19 protein-coding genes are annotated in these 18,914 nt (G+C 70.9%); 9 read left to right on the plus strand and 10 right to left on the minus strand.

Features of this window, described 5'->3' with window-relative positions; all coding sequences use genetic code 11:
- Nucleotides 1-192 precede the first annotated feature (192 nt).
- The 6 genes from ppk2 to ACGF1Z_RS00135 all read left to right on the plus strand — a co-directional run bounded on the left by ppk2 (nucleotide 193) and on the right by ACGF1Z_RS00135 (nucleotide 6,189).
- The gene (gene ppk2, locus ACGF1Z_RS00110) at nucleotides 193-1,218 is read left to right on the plus strand and encodes a polyphosphate kinase 2 (RefSeq protein ID WP_392998169.1); all 1,026 of its coding nucleotides are present in this window, start codon (nucleotides 193-195) and stop codon (nucleotides 1,216-1,218) included.
- A 738-nt stretch (nucleotides 1,219-1,956) separates the two neighbouring features.
- Nucleotides 1,957-2,562, plus strand: a complete 606-nt coding sequence (locus tag ACGF1Z_RS00115; protein WP_393000241.1) for a dihydrofolate reductase family protein — start codon at nucleotides 1,957-1,959, stop codon at nucleotides 2,560-2,562.
- A 160-nt stretch (nucleotides 2,563-2,722) separates the two neighbouring features.
- Complete coding sequence (locus ACGF1Z_RS00120; RefSeq protein ID WP_392998171.1) at nucleotides 2,723-3,133, plus strand: RidA family protein; 411 nt, start codon at nucleotides 2,723-2,725, stop codon at nucleotides 3,131-3,133.
- Nucleotides 3,134-3,453: 320 nt separating this feature from the next.
- On the plus strand, nucleotides 3,454-3,948 hold the full coding sequence (locus ACGF1Z_RS00125; protein ID WP_392998173.1) for a DUF3237 domain-containing protein: 495 nt from the start codon (nucleotides 3,454-3,456) through the stop codon (nucleotides 3,946-3,948).
- Nucleotides 3,949-4,766: 818 nt separating this feature from the next.
- Nucleotides 4,767-4,940 (plus strand): CsbD family protein, encoded by a 174-nt coding sequence (locus tag ACGF1Z_RS00130; protein WP_392998175.1) that lies wholly within the window; start codon nucleotides 4,767-4,769, stop codon nucleotides 4,938-4,940.
- Nucleotides 4,941-5,463: 523 nt separating this feature from the next.
- Nucleotides 5,464-6,189 (plus strand): dienelactone hydrolase family protein, encoded by a 726-nt coding sequence (locus tag ACGF1Z_RS00135; RefSeq protein ID WP_392998177.1) that lies wholly within the window; start codon nucleotides 5,464-5,466, stop codon nucleotides 6,187-6,189.
- Nucleotides 6,190-6,210: 21 nt separating this feature from the next.
- Here ACGF1Z_RS00135 and ACGF1Z_RS00140 read toward each other — a convergent pair whose 3' ends face one another.
- Nucleotides 6,211-6,468, minus strand: coding sequence for a hypothetical protein (locus ACGF1Z_RS00140; RefSeq protein WP_392998179.1), 258 nt, complete (start codon nucleotides 6,466-6,468; stop codon nucleotides 6,211-6,213).
- Complete coding sequence (locus tag ACGF1Z_RS00145; protein WP_392998181.1) at nucleotides 6,461-6,667, minus strand: hypothetical protein; 207 nt, start codon at nucleotides 6,665-6,667, stop codon at nucleotides 6,461-6,463. Before ACGF1Z_RS00145 ends, ACGF1Z_RS00140 begins: the two co-directional genes overlap by 8 nt.
- A gap of 717 nt (nucleotides 6,668-7,384) precedes the next feature.
- On the opposite strand from ACGF1Z_RS00145, the gene ACGF1Z_RS00150 reads away from it, so the two are divergent.
- Complete coding sequence (locus tag ACGF1Z_RS00150; protein ID WP_392998183.1) at nucleotides 7,385-8,428, plus strand: RNA-binding protein; 1,044 nt, start codon at nucleotides 7,385-7,387, stop codon at nucleotides 8,426-8,428.
- A 333-nt stretch (nucleotides 8,429-8,761) separates the two neighbouring features.
- Here the strand turns inward: ACGF1Z_RS00150 and ACGF1Z_RS00155 are convergent, their stop codons facing one another.
- The 5 genes from ACGF1Z_RS00155 to ACGF1Z_RS00175 all read right to left on the minus strand — a co-directional run bounded on the left by ACGF1Z_RS00155 (nucleotide 8,762) and on the right by ACGF1Z_RS00175 (nucleotide 12,984).
- A complete protein-coding gene (locus ACGF1Z_RS00155; RefSeq protein ID WP_392998185.1) occupies nucleotides 8,762-9,226 on the minus strand; it encodes a DUF4262 domain-containing protein in 465 nt (154 codons plus the stop codon).
- Nucleotides 9,227-10,209: 983 nt separating this feature from the next.
- Nucleotides 10,210-11,553, minus strand: a complete 1,344-nt coding sequence (locus tag ACGF1Z_RS00160; protein WP_392998187.1) for a hypothetical protein — start codon at nucleotides 11,551-11,553, stop codon at nucleotides 10,210-10,212.
- A 315-nt stretch (nucleotides 11,554-11,868) separates the two neighbouring features.
- The gene (locus tag ACGF1Z_RS00165) at nucleotides 11,869-12,288 is read right to left on the minus strand and encodes a hypothetical protein (RefSeq protein WP_392998189.1); all 420 of its coding nucleotides are present in this window, start codon (nucleotides 12,286-12,288) and stop codon (nucleotides 11,869-11,871) included.
- Nucleotides 12,285-12,524, minus strand: coding sequence for a hypothetical protein (locus tag ACGF1Z_RS00170; RefSeq protein ID WP_392998191.1), 240 nt, complete (start codon nucleotides 12,522-12,524; stop codon nucleotides 12,285-12,287). Before ACGF1Z_RS00170 ends, ACGF1Z_RS00165 begins: the two co-directional genes overlap by 4 nt.
- A gap of 265 nt (nucleotides 12,525-12,789) precedes the next feature.
- On the minus strand, nucleotides 12,790-12,984 hold the full coding sequence (locus ACGF1Z_RS00175; RefSeq protein ID WP_392998193.1) for a hypothetical protein: 195 nt from the start codon (nucleotides 12,982-12,984) through the stop codon (nucleotides 12,790-12,792).
- A gap of 745 nt (nucleotides 12,985-13,729) precedes the next feature.
- On the opposite strand from ACGF1Z_RS00175, the gene ACGF1Z_RS00180 reads away from it, so the two are divergent.
- Entirely contained in the window at nucleotides 13,730-14,020 is a 291-nt protein-coding gene (locus ACGF1Z_RS00180) for a hypothetical protein (protein WP_392998195.1), read from the plus strand.
- Between the two features lie 219 nt (nucleotides 14,021-14,239).
- Here ACGF1Z_RS00180 and lanL read toward each other — a convergent pair whose 3' ends face one another.
- Both lanL and ACGF1Z_RS00190 read right to left on the minus strand, forming a co-directional pair.
- Nucleotides 14,240-16,792 (minus strand): class IV lanthionine synthetase LanL, encoded by a 2,553-nt coding sequence (gene lanL, locus ACGF1Z_RS00185; protein ID WP_392998197.1) that lies wholly within the window; start codon nucleotides 16,790-16,792, stop codon nucleotides 14,240-14,242.
- 2 nt (nucleotides 16,793-16,794) lie between these two features.
- Nucleotides 16,795-16,977, minus strand: a complete 183-nt coding sequence (locus ACGF1Z_RS00190) for an SflA family class IV lanthipeptide (protein WP_392998199.1) — start codon at nucleotides 16,975-16,977, stop codon at nucleotides 16,795-16,797.
- 493 nt (nucleotides 16,978-17,470) lie between these two features.
- Here ACGF1Z_RS00190 and ACGF1Z_RS00195 point away from each other — a divergent pair, with 493 nt between their 5' ends.
- Nucleotides 17,471-17,704, plus strand: a complete 234-nt coding sequence (locus tag ACGF1Z_RS00195; RefSeq protein ID WP_392998201.1) for a tautomerase family protein — start codon at nucleotides 17,471-17,473, stop codon at nucleotides 17,702-17,704.
- A 102-nt stretch (nucleotides 17,705-17,806) separates the two neighbouring features.
- On the opposite strand, the gene ACGF1Z_RS00200 is transcribed toward ACGF1Z_RS00195, so the two are convergent.
- Nucleotides 17,807-18,829 (minus strand): cytochrome D1 domain-containing protein, encoded by a 1,023-nt coding sequence (locus tag ACGF1Z_RS00200; protein WP_392998203.1) that lies wholly within the window; start codon nucleotides 18,827-18,829, stop codon nucleotides 17,807-17,809.
- Nucleotides 18,830-18,914 lie beyond the last annotated feature (85 nt).

Here is an 18,914-nt window from a genome sequence, read left to right on the forward strand (position 1 = left end):
GACCCGCGCTCCTGGGTACGGCCGGCCGCGCCCAGGAGCCTGCAACCCATCTGACGCCTGGCTCCTCGGCCGGGAACGGTGTGGCCTGATCGCGGCCGGGCGCCTTCCCCGGGCCGACGTCCGGACCGGCGGCACCGATCAGTGGGGTGGGCGGCGCCGTTACGCAGAAGACAGCGTGGGTAGGCGCCCGGCGTGAACGAGCACGAATCAGAATCATCACCCCAGGAATCCGAGGATCTGCTGACGGGGCTGAGCGTGGACACCCGTCGACCCGAGCAGCCCGTGCTGCTGGACGCTACTGGTGCGCCGATCCAGACATGGCGGGAGAACTATCCGTACGACCGCAAGATCCGCCGCGCGGAATACGAGCGGACGAAGCGAATCCTGCAGATCGAATTGCTCAAACTGCAGCACTGGGTGAAAAAGACCGGGGCGCGGATGGTGGTGGTCTGCGAGGGGCGGGACGCGGCGGGCAAGGGTGGAACGATCCAGCGGTTCACCGAGCGGCTCAATCCCCGCGGTGCACGGATCGTCGCGTTGGACAAGCCCACCGAGCGGGAGTCAGGGCAGTGGTATTTCCAGCGGTACGTAGCCCATCTGCCTGCCGCAGGCGAAATCGTCTTCTTCGACCGATCCTGGTACAACCGTGCCGGCGTCGAGAAGGTCATGAAATTCTGCTCTCCTGACCAGTACGAGCTGTTCCTGCGGCAGTGCCCCGCCTTCGAGGCCATGCTCGTGGAGGACGGGATCCTTCTGGTCAAGTTCTGGTTCTCCGTCTCCCGGGCCGAGCAACGCACCCGCTTCGCGATCCGCCAGGTCGATCCCGTACGGCAGTGGAAACTGTCACCCACCGATGTGGCCTCTCTGGACTTGTGGGATGCCTACACCACCGCGAAGGTCGAGATGTTCCGCGCCACCGACACCACCCACGCGCCATGGACCGTGGTCAAAAGCAACGACAAACGGCGCGGCCGGCTCGAAGCCATGCGCAGCCTGCTGTGGCGCATCGACTACGACCGCAAGAACGAGGCAGCCGTCGGCCACCCCGACCCGCTCATCGTCGGCGCCGCCGACACCCTCCTGGAAGCCGGAGAAGAACCCACCGACCTCTCCCCCACCCCCCTGGCAGGCCCACCCCTCGGCCCCGGCCACCACCCCGAACAACGCTCCGCCCCGGAGCAGCACCCGCACCCCCGCCAGCGCCCCTCGCCCCCGTAGCCGCGGCCACGTCTCGATCGGCCGCCGCACGGGGCCGGCGTGGGCAACCGGGTCACCGACGCCCGCCGACAGGTTTCGCCTCCCGTCCCCTCACGGAGGTCCCCGTGCGCGTCGAAGCGCTGCCATCACCGAAAGCGGCGAGGGCCTGGTGAAGTCCTGGTCTTCGCCCAGGGCGGCTACCCCTCGCGGCTGGGAGTCTGCTTATGGAGCGACGACATCGAAATACCCCCGCCGCAGCGCGTGACTCGTTGCATGCCCGCTCCTGAGCCCTCGAACGGCCGGAGCCCGGAGAGAACTCCGCGGCCCAGCCGATATCAGCGTGTTCACGTTCGGTAGCCGACTCTGCGGTGGTGAACTTCGCAAAGGGCCCCTCTCGTGCCGCTCGCTGGGCGGGCTGGAGACGCCGCCGAGTGCGCCGTCAGCGGAGGAGGGCGGGCCGGACCATCGGACCATCCACAGCGCAAGTCCGACCGCGATCGGGCAGACCGCGAGGCGGGTGACGAGTGCATGAGCGAGGAAGGCCGGCCCAGCCCGTGCGGACCCACGAGAGCGGAGTTCGGCAAAAACGGACTGTTCTTCCGGCTGTCGCGGGAAGGGATGCCGTCACGCCGAACAGGCTGCCACGACCTGCGCGCGCGGAAGATCACGGCCCGGCCGATCCACGCCTTCGGCACGCCCGATGAGTTTGCGCCTCCCGGCCGGTCCACATTGTTGAGACACCTGGGAAAGGACACCGTCATGTCGGAGCTTCTCGTCGACTTCATCACGTCCCTCGACGGCTACGCGTCAGCAGAGGGATGGCCCGGGTACTGGGGCCTCGAGGGCCCAGAGTATCTTTCGTGGCTTGGCGAGCAGGCCCAGGCCACCTACCTCATGGGGGCGAACACCTACCGTCTGATGTCCGGCTTCGCCGCAGGCGAGTTCCCGAACGGCCAGGACGAGTTCAGGCCCGAAGAGGAAGCGTCCGTCGACGAGCTCACCCGGGCGGCCAAGGTGGTGTTCTCCTCCTCGCTCGAGGAGCCACTCACCTGGGCCAACGCCACGCTCGTCCGCGAGGACGCCGTCGAGACGGTCCGCGCCATGAAGTCGAGTGGCCCAGGGCTCCTCAGCACGATCGGCAGCCTCAGCCTGTGCCGGTCCCTGCTGCGCGCCGGGCTCGTCGACCGCTTCCGGGTCGTCATGTTCCCGGTGATCACCGGGGCCACCGGCGAAGAACGCATCTACGACGGCTATCCCGACGTTGCGCTCGAGATGATCGACCACCGCACCTTCGACGGCCGCATCCAACTGGTCGAATACACACCCCGCGTACTGGACCAGCCGCCCCTCGGCATCCCCGCATGACATCGCCCCGCCCGCCGGACCAGGCATGGAGGCAGGTCCCCCGTGCCACCCGACACCATCTGATCACCTGCCCAAAGCTCCCTGAGAAAAGAGGAGGCGGGTGCAAACGGGTCGTTGGCAGGATGTACGCGCTCCACTCCCGACGGGAAAGGACCCGACCGTGGCTCATGCCGTCACGCTGATCCGCTCCGACTCACTGTCCGACATCGCCGAGTACGCCTATGCGGCGACGGCGCCCGCCGGCTCCCGCCTGATCTTCCTCGCAGGGGCGTGTCCCCTCAATGACGACGGCTCGACGGCAGCGATCGGAGACTACGCCGGCCAGGCAGTGAAAGCGGTCGAGAACATGCGGGCTGCTCTCGCTGCCTCCGGTGCGACACTCCAGGACGTCATCAGTACCAGGGTTCTCGTCGCATCGGCCCGGCGGGAGGATTTGGTGGCTGCATGGGAGATGGTCCGCGACTCGTTCGCTGACCATGACGTCCCCAGCACCCTGATGGGCGTCACCGTGCTCGGCTACAAAGACCAGCTCGTCGAGATCGAGGCCGTAGCCGCCGTGCTCGACTCCTGAGGGACACTGAAACACCGCGGCGATTACCGAGTCAGCTGGATCGCAGGCATCCCCGCCGCCTCGGGGCGCCGTGCTTGCCCTGAGGAGCGCGCGGTTCGTCGGCGACCTTCAGGCAACCGCACGGTGCGGCCTCACTCCCCGTACAAGCCACGGCCCGGCGGAGTACTGGCCGGTGTAGTCGAAGTCGCGCCCTGTGCGCCTGCAGGCAGCTGAGCTGCGACGGTGAGGACCCGCACTATGTCAACACCGTTGACTGCGAAGGGTATGGCCTGTCTAGGATCTGACCAGCCACGCCAGCCCACGCAGCCATACGGAGTGCCATGATTGCCCCAGAGTCGCTGCCCGTCGCCGGGGCGGGTTTCTCCCCCGCCCTCGACTTCGCCTTCGAGGTTCGCGTCTTCCTCGCTCCCTCTGTGCACATCGGGCACGGCGGCGGCGAGAAGGCTGAGTACGTCCCCATCACCGGCGGCACTGTTGACGGCCCCCGTCTGCGCGGCACCGTCCTGGCCGGCGGCGGCGACTGGTGCGACAGGCGCGGCGGTGTCTACCAGCTCGATGCGCGGTACCTGCTTCAGGCCGATGACGGCGCGGTCATCGACATCACGAACCGCGGTTACTACCACGAGGACGATCCCACGGCCCCCGCGCAGTACGACGGCACCCTGCCGGTGTCCGAGGCAGGTGTGTACTACCGGACCTCCCCCGTCTTCCGCACCGACGCCCCCGCCCACCTCTGGCTCGCCCGCACCGTCTTCATCGGACTCGCCCGCGGCGACGACTCCGAAGTCGCCATCCGTTTCTACTCCGTGAGCTGAACGTCGCGACGAGCCGCGGAGGTACTCCTCCCGGCCAGGCCGAGCGATCCGGACGCGCGTGCCTTCAAGGCAGCGCGGAGCTGCGGGTCCTGCCCGTTTGCCCTGAACTCCGGTCGTTCATGGTGCTTCCACCCCGGCGTCCGGTGCCGCGGCCATCACGTCCCGGGCCAGGCGGGGTTGGATCGCGAAGCGCACCTCGTCGGGCATCCCGTCCCCATGGCGGCGCGCTCGGAACCGGTGCACCAGGAACGCAAGGACAGGAAGATTCGGGCAGCCGATCACGGTGGCCCGTCCAGGCCGGTGGCGTAGGCGAGAGAGACACCGGCCTGGCGGTTCTCGCGCCGTTCGGGCGGGCTCGGTGCGCTGCCACCGAACGTCCGTCGAGGACGGGCCCTGCTTCATGAGTCGTACGCGCGGGCGACCGCCTGCGGTTTCACCTGTCGGAACCGGCCCGCGATCCGGGATTCCGGCTCGGACGAGGCTGTCGCCGCGAAGGCAGCCGCCTGTCCTGCACGCCGCCCGCTGCCGCGCGCAGCGCAGGAGGCGCTGCCCAAAGTCGACCGGCTGGCAGACCTCGACGAAGCGCTCGTCACCCTGGCCATCGCCCTCGCTCACGTCCACGGACGCCTGCCACGGATCCTCGGTGTAGCCGCCGCCTGCCCTCAGCCCCGCCACGCCGGCGCGCCCTGCCCGCCGGCGCCCCCGGCGGTACGCGGAAGCCCAAGCAGGCGGGCGTCGTCTCACCGCCGTGTTTAGGAAGGGATTCGGCGAGCAGGAGGGGTCCAAGACCAATCCGGTTACTTCACGAGGAGGTCCCCATGTCGGGCACGGAGAAGAGCAAGGCCCACGCCGAGCAGGCCAAGGGCAAGGTCAAGGAGACCGTCGGCCGCGCCGTCGGCAACGAACGCATGACCGCCGAAGGCCGCGCCGACCAGGCCAAGGGCAACGCCCGCCACGCCAAGGAAGACATCAAGGACACCTTCCGTCACTGAATCTGTCCCCTCTTGCCACCAGGCCCCGACCACTCCCCCCGGTCGGGGCCTGGCCGCATGCCGGATCCGCCACCAGCGCCTGACCTTCGACCGCAGACGCCCCGAGCCGGAGGGGACGCAGCGGGCGCGCGAGCCTCGCAGGGCTGCGAGCCGTGGGAGGGGGCCTCCTCAAGGGAGCCGGTACCGAGCGCTCGACGCGGCGACCCGAGGCAGGCGCGGGGGTGGGCCCGGGGGCTCCGCGGGTGTGCAGTTTCGCAATGGCGCGGGCAGGCGGAGGCAGGGCAGTTGGTCGAGCAGATGGGCCTGGGTAGCGTGGATCGGGCCGGCCTGGGGGCGCGGGGCCGTGCAGTCACGCGGCTGGCGCGGGTCGCCCAAGCGGGTCGCGCCCCCTCGGACTTGGCCCCGTTTTCGTATGCCGTTGCCGACAGGGGAAGCGGGTCCGGGCGATGTGGCCGGGGCAGACTGCTCTGCCCTCAGTGAACCCCCTCTCAAGCGGGTGCCACGGTGATTACCGTCGGGTCGCATGACGATGATCACCACCCGTACGGTCGAATACCCGGCCGACAACCTGACGATGATCGGATACCTCGCTCTCCCGGCGGGGACAGAGCCCCGGCCCGCGGTCCTGATCGGACCCGAGGGGATGGGGCTCAGCGACGTCGAGCGCCGCCGGGCCGAGGCTCTGGCCGAGCTGGGGTACGTGGCGCTGGCCTTCGACCTCCACGGTGGACGCTATTTGGGAGACCCGGAGGAAATGCTGGCCCGTTGCATGCCGCTGCTCGCCGACCCCGACCGGATGCGAGGAATCGGTCACGCCGCGCTCGACGTGCTGCGCGCCGAGTCACGGGCGGCCGTCGACCGGATCGCCGCCATCGGCTACGGCACCGGGGGCGCTGTCGCACTGGAGCTCGGTCGCGATGGCGTCGACCTGCGCGCGATCGGGACCGTCAACGCGCTGACCACGGGCCGGCCGGGCGAGGCAGCACGCATTCGCTGCCCGGTATGGGCCGGCGTCGGGTCGGAAGACCCGATCATGCCGCCCGCGCAACGGGTCGCGTTCACCGAAGAGATGCAGGCCGCGGGTGTCGACTGGCGCCTCGTCGTCTATGGAGGAGCGCTTCACGCCTTCCACCACCCACCGGTCGACCACGCCGCGCCTGCCGGCGTCGGCTACCACCCACGACACGCACAACGAGCCTGGCGTGACATCGTGGCCCTGCTCGCCGAGTGCCTGCCCGTCACGGATTGATCCGGCACGACCGCACGCCCGTCAGTCGACCTCGACGTACGTGATGATCAGGATGCTGCCGAGGGCCGTCGCGAAGAACACGATCCGGACGCCGGAGTGCTGATAGTCGCACAGCGCCGACGCCGTGGCGTGGGCCTTCACGTCGGCCGGGTCCGCGGCGATCTCGTTCAGGGCTGCGTCGAGCTGCGCCGCCTGGACCGTGGACAGGCCGCGGATCTGGGTTTCGGCCGGCTCGATGAAGACGATGCGCGGTCGGCGGCCGTGAGAGTGCTTAGGCAACCTCGGAGCTCCGGTCGCTGCGCTCGGGCAGGCCCTTCTCCACGCGCAGGTCGTCCCAGTCCCGGCAACGGTCCAGGTCGATACCCTCGGCGGCCAGGTTCTCCAGGACGTACGCCAGGGCCGGGTTCCCGGGGAACTCCGCCCGCGCGGCCTCGCGCAGCTCGCGCTGTTCGTCCTCGTTGAAGATGAGGTTCGCCATCGATGGCCTCCGCCGGTCGGGTACAGGGTCGAGGCTAGCGCAGAGGTCTCCCAGCGGGATCCTGCTCAAGCCTAACCCTGTGAGTTCCTGTCAGCGATGATCGAGGCCGTCATCGAGGGGACGCCGGGGGACGTCGATCCACTCCGGGGATCCGCGCACCGGTGGGGTGGACGGACGCCCTGCTCACGCCACTGCCGTCTGACTGGGGGAGTCAAGCAGTCCCCGCCGGGATTCGAAACCGGGTGACGCGTCCGGCGAAGCGGTGTACGTCGTCCTCGCCGCTAGACGACAAAGACTGCTCTCGGATCGTACGAAGCCTGCGGGACTGGGACCACTGGCTTCAGGGCAGAGCTGAGGGGACTTCGGCTGGGAGACGGTGACAGCCTCCCGCACCTCACGCGAAAGCAGGAGTCCGCACAGTCATAAGACACGCCCATCAGGGACCGTCAGGGGGGCTCATGGTGAGACCTGTTACGCAAGAGGGAGTTCACGCTCGTACAGGATCCGCAGCGGGCCTTCCCCTTGGGATCGGAGAACCGCTTCATGACGTCGCGGACGCTGGCGCCGTCGTCATACGCGGACCTGTTGCGGTGCGATATCCCGCTTGCAGTAAGTGATCACCACGACCATCCTCAAGGCCGACGCTGCGCCGGCCCTTCGCTCCCGACCACGAGGTCGACCGCTGAGCGAGCAGCGTCCACAACCACGGGGAGCAGCGTGCCGCCTTACGTCTACCGGATCACCAAGTACGACCCTGCCGACCGCGACGAGCATGGCGGCTACATCGGCGCTGAGGACGCGACCAGCGACCACGGACCGGTCGAGGCTGCCTACCTGCAAGCGATTGCCGCCTTCGCCGAGGACACCGGCATCGACCATCTGGCCATTCGTGAGCCGGGGATCTCCGGCCTTGCCCACTTCGGCCTGGAGCCGACGGTCGACGGCCACGGTCTTGCCGGGCTCTTTCCACGTGACCTCAGCGGTTTCCATGACGGTGCAGAGGTGCCCGTCTCCCTGGGCCTGGAGCTGGTCAGGGCCATGCTCCGCGACAACGGTGCCTGGTGCCGTCTGGCGGTGGAGGACACGTTCGACCTCCGGGTCGGTTGGGACCAGTACGTCTACGTCAGCAGTGACAAGGCCTGCGAGCGCGCCGTTGCGCGCACCCGTGCTCTCGGTCTCTTCCCGGAGCGGCTGAAGTCCTCGCCCTACGACACGGACGGCGACGAGCCCGGCGTGCAGCGGCCCGCCGACGAGGACTTCTGGGGCCGGCTGCGCTGGTCCGTCGCCATGCGGCAGGCAGCCGTATTGGAGGAGGGCTACCTCCACAACGCCTCCCGATGGCATCGCCTCACCGAAGACACACTCGATGCGGTTCGCGCCCGACTCGCCCCACGTGCCCGGCTGACCGTCTGGCCTGACCTGTCCACCGATGTCGACGTGGTCCTCGCCTCGCTTCCCAACGAGGGTCCGGTGGAGTTCGTGTGGGAGGACGAGGAGGGGGCGCTGTCCAGCACAATTGTCGACGAGTTCGACTACGAGGAATTGGCCGCCCGGGTGGCAGGCGCCCGCGCCGCCACGGCTCTGTCTTTGGCCCCTGACGAACGCCACCCGCTGTTCACCGCGGTCCTGCCCGACAGCGACGGCGTCCTGCGCGCCCGGTGGAGGCCCGAGCCGACGCCGGGCGACCGGAACTGGGCTCTTCTGCAGACTCTCCACCGCGGGCAGCTCTGCACCGGCGCGGTCACGGAGATCGCCGACTGAGGTGTGACCTGTGTGGACATCGGCGGCTTCATCGCGATGATCAACATTCCCGAGTTGTCCTGGCGACGCTTTCGCCGCGGCCCGGCGGGGGCACGTGCACGCCTCCTGCCAGCCCGGCGCGGTCGGGACTGCCCACGCGCGATCAAGAAGCCGAACCGCTGGCACGTCCTGAGGAACCGGGCCAGACGGCACACGGTCCAGCCCGGCCGCTGGGCCCACAACCAGAACACGAAGCCGAAGAGCAACCGCCGGGCCGGCAGACCGGTACTCAGGGGAACCCGAGTCCCGTCACCGCCATAGACACCTACGCCCGCCCCGTCGGCTCGCATCCGCTCACTGCTCGGCTGCCTCCTCGGTCCAGACTCCAGTCGGGTGCTTGTCGGCCGGAAGCCACAGGCTGGGCTGCGCGCGGCAGCCCGGGCTGGCCTGCTCGTCCGACGGCCAGCGGTGATCCCGGTCAGGCCAGACGAGCTGGACGACGGGGACCGGGGTCTGGCGATAGAAGCCGACGGTCGTGCCCAGCAGAGGGCTGTGCCAGCTGACGTCCACCGGTTGGACCTGGATCTCGTACCCCTCGATGACACCTGAGAGCAGCGTGCCGGGCTCTGTCACAGCACCATCACGCAACTCGGCGGCGGCGGCATTGACCCAGTGCATCAGCCCTTGAAGTTCAAGACCGAACATGGCGACCTCTGGGATCCGATAGGAATGCCACAGGCCAACGGTGAACGACCAGTCCGGGATGTCCCCACCGCCGACACCCACGACGTGCCAGCCATGCTCACGGACGTTCGCCATCTCTCCGGACCAGTATTTCTCCCGCTGTCGACGTGCCCGGGGGGTCGCCGAGGCAGCGGGATCACACAGCACACAAGAGCATGATGAGGACGCGGTCTGGTCAGTCACCCGCGCATCCAAGCAGATCAGGATCGACACGCCGCTGGTCGGGGTGTCACGCGGGCCCCGGCGCTAAGGCAACAGCATTGGCCTTGTGAGGGCCCCGGGGACGAGCTTGAGGCGGTGACCACACTGGGAGTCGGCGATCTGAGGTGACCGGTTCAATGCGACGCGGAATTCCTCGCTCGGAGACGCCCGAGAGACGCGGCGCCATCAACGTCCTTGCCCAGGGGCACGCGCAGGTCGCCGCCGGGCTCGCCACAGCCGGCACATTTGCGTGCTCCGCCACAGGGGCAAGGCGCGTGGTGCGGCCGCGCGGCGTCGGCGTCGGCGTCCCGCCGGGCAAGCACGTGCTCACGGCTGAGTTCTCGGCGAAGGGACGCAGCACCGACCCACGATGCCGGCGCGGCCGGGGACGCTCACCCTCTACACCGACGACCAGGAGGTGGGCCACGACGACATCGTCACCCAGCCCGGCTCCTTCTGCGCCGTCGGGGACGGCATCTGCGTAGGACGCGACGACGCCTCGCCGGTCACACCCCGACTCCCACGGACGGTTCCCGTTCACATGCGTCACGATCGGCAGGGTCGTCATCGACGTGTCCGGCGAACGCTACATCGACCACGAAGCACAGGTACGCGGCTGGTTCATGCTCGATTGAACAGGGGCGACGCCCATGGAAGGGGCGCCATCCCGACGCAACCGCCGCGACGCCCACGGGCCCGAGGCTCAGGCCGCTGAGACCGGGCCGCCCTGACCGACAGCCGGGAATGGCCGGGGCGGCTGACGGAGCGGCGGCGGCCGATGCCCACGGGGCCTCCCCCGCCTCGTACCCCGGTCCGTGAGCGGGCGGTCTGCTCGGGGGCCCTCGGTACGAGCGGGGTCAGTGGGCGGCGGTACCGGCCGGGGGCGGGGGTGTCGGTGCGGAGTCGCGGTCGACGTCCAGGAATTCGCGGATCGCGAAGCCCACCAGGACGATCACCGCGGTCCACACCACGACCGCCGTCGTCGGGTAGTTCCAGGTGAACAGCACGACCGCGGCGACCACCAGGATGGCCACGCCGATCCAGCGCTTGAAGCGATGGACGAACCGGCCGACCGCACCGAGACGGAGGCCCGCCGATGTCGTCACGTCACGCAGCCCGCCGATGCTCCTCCGGCAGCCGGTACGGGTGAGGACGGCGATCCTCGACGGTCCCGCGAGGAAGGCGCCGACGGCGGTGAAGAGGGCGACCGCGGCGAGCGCCCGCACACCGGCCCGCAGGAACTTCACCAGTGCGTCGTACACGGTTCCCGCCGCGGCCTGGGACGCCCCCGGGGGCAGGTGGTCGAGATAGACGTCGCGGGCGACGGTGAGGCCGATTCCGAGCACCAGCATGGCGACGAACACGGCCAGCGCGGCCCCGATGAGCGCGTGCCGGCGGTTGAACGCCACGTACACTCCGGCGGCCGCGACCAGCAGCGCGATGACGGGCAGCCAGACACCGAGGATCTCCAGGACCCTCACGTAGGTCTTGATCTTGCCGACGTCCTCCGACGCGAACACCACGAAGTTCGTGTGGACGGCCGGGATCTTCGCGGCGGGCGCGAATCCGGCGTCGACCAGCTGGTCCTTCACCTGGGCCACGATCGGACCGAGGTCGATGACGACCTGGTTGTTCTCCAGCTTGACCGTGCTGTCGGACTGACCCGTCAGCGCCTTGTCCAAAGCCGTGTGCGCCCTGCGGTTGGCGTCCACCCAGACCGTCTCGAACGCACTGCTCGTGACGACCCGCTCCACGGTGCTGTGGACCAGCTGCTTGAGACCGTTCGAGATCGGGCCGTCCAGATCGCCGAGCAGAGTGGCCACCTTCGGCGGGACCCCCTTCTCCGCGGCCGCGTCGGTCAGCTCCTTGACCAGCGCGTCCACGTCGACCTGCGCCAGCACGGCGTCGGTGACACGGTTGGTGACCGCCGCCTGCACGTCGGGATCGCTCGCCAGCGGGCCGACGGTCGCGACGTAGCGGTCCGTGTCCTGCACGATGCTGTTCACCCACACCGCCACGACGGACAGCAGCGACAGCAGCGCGGCGACAAGGATCAGCACGACGGAGCCGAGCGAGCGCAGCGGGTGGTGCCGCGGAGGGCGTACTGACCCGGCACCCTCCAGGGCGTGCACCCGCTGCCGCAGGTCGGACAGCTCGCTGCGCTCCCTGGCCGAGAGTTGCTCGTCACCGTCGTCGCTCATGAACACGAGCAGATCTGCCCGGTGCCCCGCGCGCGACCGGAGGTGAGCCAGGCGGGTGAACGGCGTGCAAGGCGTGACGGCTGTGGTCGATGAGCCCCCGGCCAAGAGAAACGGTCGGGTGGTCCAGCACGCCGGCAGCCGCGCGCCGCCTGCGGGAGAGCCGAGGCCTGCGGATCCGTCTGCGGGGCACCTGTAGGCAGAACGCACACGTGCCGGCCGTACGGCTCGGCAGGGTCCGCGCCGGTCGGCCGGCCCCAGACGTGTGCGGCGGCGGAGACCTGAACCGGCCACGCTGCCGCGGGCACCCCGACGGGGTCAGGAGTACCAGTCGGCCTCCGCCGGCCGCGCCAGCCGGGGGACCTCGCGTGCTGCCATGGGTCGGCGTTCGCCGTCCGCAAGCAGGGTGCTTGTCGGATCGCCACCGAGAGCACCCGGCAGCGTCACCTCCACCTCGATTCCGCGGGGCGGATCGGTCGGCAGGATCGTGGCCAGCACTGCCGTCTGGGCGTGGTGGCCATGGGCGCGGGCGGCGGCGACCTGCTTCCCGTCCACGAGGAGCTCCAGCTCCCGCCTTACGCCCATCCGCAAGCCCACGGTGACCGAGCAACCGGCGTGCTCGCAGTGAAAGTGATACTCGCGGCCCATGGTCGCCTCCTGAAAGGCCCGGCAGAAGCCCCCTCGCTCCATCGTGGCACCGGATGGGGACTGCGTCAGCGCCGGGACTCGCTCGTTCATGCCTCGCGCACCCCCTGCCCGCCCTCGCGGGCGAGCTCACGCAGCTCGACCCGCGCCGCCGGCCCCGCCCCGGGCGTCCGCCAGAAGGCATGCCAGTAGAGGTCGACCGACAGACGCAGCAGGCGCCGCCTGAGCACCGTCGTGCTGCCGGTATCCACGGCCGCGAGCTCGGCGTAGGTCGACGACCAGGCTTTTTGGGTCCGGACGAGATCGAGGGGAAAGGGTTCGTACTCCACCCACTCAATAAAACATCAGTTCGATTACAGACGCCACTCGGGCTCCCTCCCCCATGATCGGCCCCGTCCGGATGCCCCGATCGGGGCTGACGACCGAAGATCGGTCGGTGCTCCCGTGGAGCGGTGTCCGCAGTGACCGGCACCGGCCCGGAGGCGCGCCGGTCGGGAGGCGGACACCCGAACAGAGTTCGCCCCGCCCGGAGCACCGGACGGACACGTGGTCGCGCGAACGCCGCGCAGGTGCTCCGAGATCCGCCGGGAGGGCCTACTCAGGGGCGCCGGTGCCGAGCATGCGGCGTGCCACCGGGGCCGGCGCGGGGGGCGGCCCGAGGACTCCGCGGGTGCGCAACTCTCCGATGTCGGGCAGGCGGAGGCCGGGGAATTCGTCGAGCAGGTCGGCCTGGGCAGCCTGGATCGGCGCGGCCTGGGGCCCGGGGCCGAGAGTGCGGCGTGCGGTCACGCGTGGATTGTACGGCCGTCACCGCAGGGCCACCACGGTGGCGACGGTGGCGAAGCAAGCGGCGGCGCACGCGAAGTCCGCGACGATCGGCCTGCTCGGGCTGGGGTGACGGCAGTTCAGCTGGACGACACTGCCGGCCGGCAAGCCGCCGACGAGTACCAGGAGCACCTCCTCGTGTCGAGGCGCACGGGTCGATCTCGTCTCCAACACGGTTCGGTGTCACAGGCACAGGGGACCCCCCGTGCGCGCGGCCCCGGTCGGAATGGAGGCTGCCGCCGCCGGCCCGAGACTGACGCAAGGGCGTACGGAGAAGCGCGAGGGGTGCCACCCTGGATCGCGGACCCTCGCCCGTGCCTGGCGTCTGCCCCGAGGCGGCGGGGATGACGGTGATGGACACACCGGTCAGCCCCCGCAACACCGGCACCTCTCGCCCGCGGTTCGTCGTGTTCGGCCGGGATGCGGGTTCCACCGGATCCCCGTCACCACCTGGCGTCGGTCCCGCGGCCGGCCCGCCCACCGGCCCGGGGCGAGCAGCGTGGCTATCAACGCCTTTGACTTGTCGGCCAGTTCCGCGACCGGAGTGACGGGACATCGCCTGCACGGCCACGGCCCTGGGTGTGACGCCGCACCGTGACCCCGAGGCCCGAGTGGCATCGGTCCGACGCCCGCGAGACGATGGAGGTCGAGGCTTGCAACGCACTCGCCCGGGGGGGGCCCGGAGCACGTCACGCCATGGAGCGTTGCCATGACCACCAAGCCCGGCTGTGGGCCGCAAAGCGACCCCGAGTTCTTCGACGCGCTGAACAGGCTCTTCTCCCAATACCCGGAAGCAGCCGACAAGTACGCGATCACGTGCATGCGGATGGAGCTCGACGGTCTGAAGATCGACTTCAGGAAGCAAGAAGGCGTCTCTCGCATCGAAGACGGCCGCATCATCACCGAGTTCGTCGACCGGGACCCCACCCGCAGCGGCGACTGCTGCGGCTGGCACCACGGCGAATGCATCCTCAAGTGCGACCCGTGGCCCGACATGTGACCGGCTCGTCGGCGGCCGCGTCTCCCACCCCACCGTGGGCCGTTCGGTCGGCTGCGCCCGTGGTGGAGCGGCGGCACTCCCCCACCCGGAGGGACGGACCGGTCCCCCATGACGCCGGCTCTCCAACACGCCCGCCCGCACGGTGATGAGCTGGTCGCCCCGCTCGGAACGCCGCCATCCCCTGACGAGGCCTGCCGGGGCCTGTCGTGCCGCGTGTCGTCAGTACACGAGGCCGAGGCGGGGGCCGCCCCCGGCGCGCAGGCGGCGGAAGAAGGCGAGGACGCCCGCGGAGCCGCCCGCCCAGGTGGCCGCCGGACCGGCGAGGCCGGGGTCCGGGAAGACCGGGCGGGACCAGGTGCCTCCGCTGCGGCTCAGGATGAGCAGGGCGACGGTCTCGGCCGCGTCCCGGAACTCCTCGGACGCGGTTGCCTCCGCGACGTCCACCATCAACTCGCCCACTCCTGCCAGACCGCAGCACTGCGTGACCAGCGGCATCCGCGGTGCCAGGGCGGCGCAGGCGCGCGCGGTCCGTTGGGCGAGGTCGAGGTAGCGCGGTTCGTCGAGGTGTTCGGCGGCTCGCACGAGTACGGTCCCGATGCCGGCCAGGCCCCGGCACCACGAGCCGTAGCGCCGCGTCGCACCCGGCGCAGCCGACGCCGCGATGACGTCGGGTGTCAGGGCGGCCAGGTGTGCGGCCGCCCGTTCGGAGCGGTCGATCGCGTCCGGGTCCCCGGTCACGCCGGCGTAGGCGAGCAGGAAGCAGGCGACGCCCGCCTGGCCGTGCGCGATGCCCTCCCGGAGCGCGGCGCCGCCGGCGGTGTCCGCGCCGGCCGGGTTCAGGCGGGCCGTGCCCGACGCCAGCATCCGCGCGCAGGCCGCGGCGACGGCCAGGTGCCGGTCCGCGGCGCGGCTCTGACCGCGCGTGAGGGCGTTCCGGGCGAGGAGCAGGCGGCCTATGCCGATGCCGGCGGCGCCCGCGATGAGGTCCGCCTCGGGGGGACCGCCGTCGGGTGCCCGCTCCGGCAGGGTCGGGTGCCCGGACTCCGCCTCCCGCTCCGAACCGGCCGCCGGCTCCGACCCCGCCTCGGTGAGGAAGAGTTCGACTCCGGTGCGTCCCGTGTAGAGGCCGGCCCCGAGGTTCCTGGACTGCTCCGCCGTCCACCGGGCCAGCGCGTCGACGGCGGAGCGGACCTGGGGGCGGTCCGCGTGGTGGAGGAGTTCCAGGCCGAGGCCCGCACTGCCGCCGTAGACGTCGATCGCAGCGGGGACGTTGCGTCGTGCGGCCGCTACCGGGTCCACGATCGCGTACGCCTCCTCGACGCAGAACGCGGTCGTGTGCGTGACGATCTCGTCCAGCAGGGCGTCGTCGATCCGGGGGCGCGCGGGCCGGCGGACGGTTCCGGTCGTGCCGGTGCGCAAGCGCTCGGCTGCGGCGGTCCGTTCGGCGGGGTCGAAGCTCAGGAGGCCGGTGACCGACGCCCGGATCTCCCGGTGGGCCCGGCCGGGCAGGGCGTGTGCCAGGCAGGCCAGCGTCCGGTCCCGGTTGACCCGGTGGTCCGTATCGACGATCACCGGGTCCAGGCCGGTGGCGGCGAAGAACAGGGTCGCGCCGAGGGCGTAGTAGTCGTCGGCAGGGGCGGCCGGTCCGCCGCCGCGCAGTACCGGCTCGCTGTATCCCGGGGTGGCCCCTCCGGGGCCGGCGCCGTCCCGCTCGCTGATGCCGAAGTCGATCAGGTGGCAGTGACCAGGGCCGAGGTCGTCGAGGACGACGTTGTCGGGTTTGAGGTCACGGACGACCACGTTGCGGGCGTGAGCCGCGTCCAGGACGCGCAGGAGCCGGGAGGCGAGGACGGACAGAGCGCCGGCCGGTGGGGTGCCGTCGTCCCGGAGCGGGCCGTTCCGCAGAACCTCCTTGCGCAGGTCCCGGTCGCCGCAGCTGCTCGTCACCAGGTATTCGTCCGACCGGTGGGCGAAGTAGTCCAGCGCGCGGGGCACGCCCGTGACGCCGTCGAGGGCGGTGAGGACCGCGTGCTCGTTGCGCAGCCGGTGGCGGCCGTCCGTACCCGACTCGTCCTCGCCCACGTAGGCGCGCGCCTGCTTGACGACCACCGGACGCCCGAGCGTGCGGTCGACCGCGCGGTAGACGTTGCCCCGGGGCGAGCGCGCGATGCCGGCCGTGATCGTGTAGCGGCCGCCGCCGAAGCCGGGCGGGGACTGCGGCGCCGGACCGCGTGGGGATCCGGTCGCGAAGGGGTCCTCGGCCCAGGGCGGGCAGCGGTAGCGGCCGACGGCGAGGCCGTCGAAGATCTGACCGTCCGGCCCGGTCATGACGGATTCCAGCCGCCCGCTCCGCCCGGTCCGGTAGTCGCCCGTGAAGGGCCCGTAGCGGTAGTACACCGGAGCGCTCGGGTCGACCCGGCGGTCGCTGACGATCCGTGGCCCCTCCCGGTCACGCAGGACGGCGGCGAGTTCCCGGGCGAGCTCGACCACGGTGCCGGCCAGGGGGTAGACGGTGATCGCCTTGCCGACGGCTCCGGCGCTCACCACCCCGGAGTTGAGGCGGCGCAGGGTCTCGGGGTCACGGGCGAACTTCGCGTGACAGACGTGCCGGGAGAGCACCGGCAGGACGAGCCGGGTGACGGCGTCGAGGTCGTCGGGCCGCGCGGAGACGTGCAGTTTCCATCCGTGTTCCATCGCCGGCATGCGCGGATCGTTCAGATAGGCCCAGGTGTCGTCGGACCATGCGCCGCGGCCGGCGATGGAAACGGGCACCACTACGAGTTCAGGTCACAGGCGAAACGGGTGGTGGCGGTCACCCAGGGGTCGGCGAGACACGCCGTGTGTTCACGGTCGCTGCGGTCGTCGTCCTCGAACGCGATCGCGTCGTCGTCGATCTCCAGCGGACCCGCGTCGCGGAATCCGTCGATCTCCACAAGATCCGGCACGGCTAAGGGCATGTGACGCCTCCATCGTGTGTCGTGCACTGAGGAGCAGGGAATGGCCGACGCGGACCGGTGGATCCACGGGGCCGGGACTCGCGGAACAAAGGTAAGGAGGAGGAGAAGTCGCTGACAAGAGGCCCGACGACACGGTGCTCGGCGGGCTCCCAGGGGAATGGGGCGCTCCGCCGGGGCCCCGTCCCGCCTGGCGCGATGAGGGGCTTGCCGCGGGTGGGCGAGAGTGCCCGAAAGTGGCCTCGGGCGGCCGAAGGCAGGGCGGACTGCGGGGGGCGAGGGCGCGCCAGCGGCTACGGGCGGACGGGGCTGGACGGCTGCGGACCGGCGGGGACGCGCGACAGCGGCCGTCGTCACCGTCGCGCTGGACGGGGGCGCGAGGGGATCTCGCAGGCCGCCTCGGTCAGTCGGTCTCTGTCACCGCCGCCTCGTATGCGAGCTCGGCTCCGTCTACGGCACCGGTTTCCGCCGCCTGGTCGGCGTCGACCTGATCGGCGTGCCCGCCCGCCGCCCCGGCGAGCCGAACCACGAGCACGGCCCGCTCGTCACCCTCAGCATGCGCGAGGCCGCCTACCACCTGCCCGAGGTCCCCGACGCCCCCGCCCGCCTGGTCGCCGCCACGACGGACGCCCTGGCCGAGGTCCTCGGAGAGGACGTACGCCGGCAGGTCATCGTCACGATCGCGGGTGTCCCGGACGGACGTACGGGGGTGGCGGGCGCGGTCGCGTGAGCCGGTCGGCCGCCGCCCTGACGGCAGAGGGCGACCAGGGCCCTCGGGGGTCGGCGGCCGGCAGGCGGCCCGGACCGGGCGGCGGTCCGCCGCGGTTCCGGTTCAGAGGTCGAGCACCCGGACGGCGTCGGAATAGTAGAGCGTGACGTAGGCGTGACGGCCGTCCGGCGTCAGGGCGATACGGGTCGGACCGTCCTCGACGGGGATGGTGTCGAGCACGGTGCGCGTCGCCGTGTCGATCACGGACACGCTCTGCGCGATCTCGTTGACGACGTAGGCGCGCCGGCCGTCGGGGCTCACCGCGACGTCGGTCGCCTCCTGGCCCACGGCGATGGGGGCGCCGACCGCCTTTCCGGTGGCCGTGTCGACGACGTGCACGGTGGACTCCCGTGCCGTGACGTAGAGGCTGCGCCCGTCGGGTGTCACCGCGAGCCCGCAGGTGTAACCGCCGATACGGCCGGGCCAGCCCACGACCTTGCCGGTCGCCGTGTCGATCACCGCCACGGAGTCGGGAACCCCGTCGCCGGCGATGGCGACGTACGCACGGGCGCCGTCAGGCGAAATCGCCACGTCGACCGGGGAGCCGGTGCCCGGATCGTCGCCGACCCGGATCCGGCCGATGTTCCGGCCGGACGCGGTGTCGATCACGGAAACGGTGCTCGACCACGTGTCGACGACGTAGACACGCCGACCGTCGGGAGTGACCGCCAGACCGAGCGGCACCTCGCCGACGGGGATGGAACCGACCTTCTTGTCGGTCGCCGTGTCGATCACGTGCACCACGCCGTAGAGCGAGGACGGTGTGTCGCTGGTGACGTAGGCCCGGCGGCCGTCGGGTGTGACCGCCACGTCGATCGCGCCGGGACCGACATCGACGCGGCCGACGGCCTTCCCCGTGGCCGTGTCCACCACCGCCACCGTGCCCGGGTCGGTCGCCACGACGTAGGCTCGACGCCCGTCCGGGGTCAGCGCCACACCGTACGGGCTGTCCCCGACATGGACCAAGGAACCGGGCGGCGCGCTCCGCGCCGATGCCGGCGGTGCCACAAGGGCCGCCGCCAGGGCCAGCAGGACGGCCGGCACAAGACGCGCGACGCGGTGACTGCGGGAAAAGAAGGTGCTCATGACGCCTCCTGCCCCTCTTCCAGGATCGCCCGTCCGACCGCGCCCGCAACCGGAGTTCAGGCGCCCCCTACCGCCCGCCCTCCAC

The organism is Streptomyces sp. NPDC048018 (assembly GCF_043202995.1).
Classification (GTDB): domain Bacteria; phylum Actinomycetota; class Actinomycetes; order Streptomycetales; family Streptomycetaceae; genus Streptomyces.

Coding starts and splice junctions, on each gene's coding strand:
- ACGF1Z_RS00115 (WP_393000241.1), top strand. CDS start 1,957: ATGTCGGAGCTTCTCGTCGACTTCATCACGTCCCTCGACGGCTACGCG.
- ACGF1Z_RS00125 (WP_392998173.1), top strand. CDS start 3,454: ATGATTGCCCCAGAGTCGCTGCCCGTCGCCGGGGCGGGTTTCTCCCCC.
- ACGF1Z_RS00130 (WP_392998175.1), top strand. CDS start 4,767: ATGTCGGGCACGGAGAAGAGCAAGGCCCACGCCGAGCAGGCCAAGGGC.
- ACGF1Z_RS00135 (WP_392998177.1), top strand. CDS start 5,464: ATGACGATGATCACCACCCGTACGGTCGAATACCCGGCCGACAACCTG.
- ACGF1Z_RS00145 (WP_392998181.1), bottom strand. CDS start 6,667: ATGGCGAACCTCATCTTCAACGAGGACGAACAGCGCGAGCTGCGCGAG.
- ACGF1Z_RS00155 (WP_392998185.1), bottom strand. CDS start 9,226: ATGGCGAACGTCCGTGAGCATGGCTGGCACGTCGTGGGTGTCGGCGGT.
- ACGF1Z_RS00160 (WP_392998187.1), bottom strand. CDS start 11,553: ATGAGCGACGACGGTGACGAGCAACTCTCGGCCAGGGAGCGCAGCGAG.
- ACGF1Z_RS00165 (WP_392998189.1), bottom strand. CDS start 12,288: ATGAACGAGCGAGTCCCGGCGCTGACGCAGTCCCCATCCGGTGCCACG.
- ACGF1Z_RS00180 (WP_392998195.1), top strand. CDS start 13,730: ATGACCACCAAGCCCGGCTGTGGGCCGCAAAGCGACCCCGAGTTCTTC.
- ACGF1Z_RS00190 (WP_392998199.1), bottom strand. CDS start 16,977: ATGCCCTTAGCCGTGCCGGATCTTGTGGAGATCGACGGATTCCGCGAC.
- ACGF1Z_RS00200 (WP_392998203.1), bottom strand. CDS start 18,829: ATGAGCACCTTCTTTTCCCGCAGTCACCGCGTCGCGCGTCTTGTGCCG.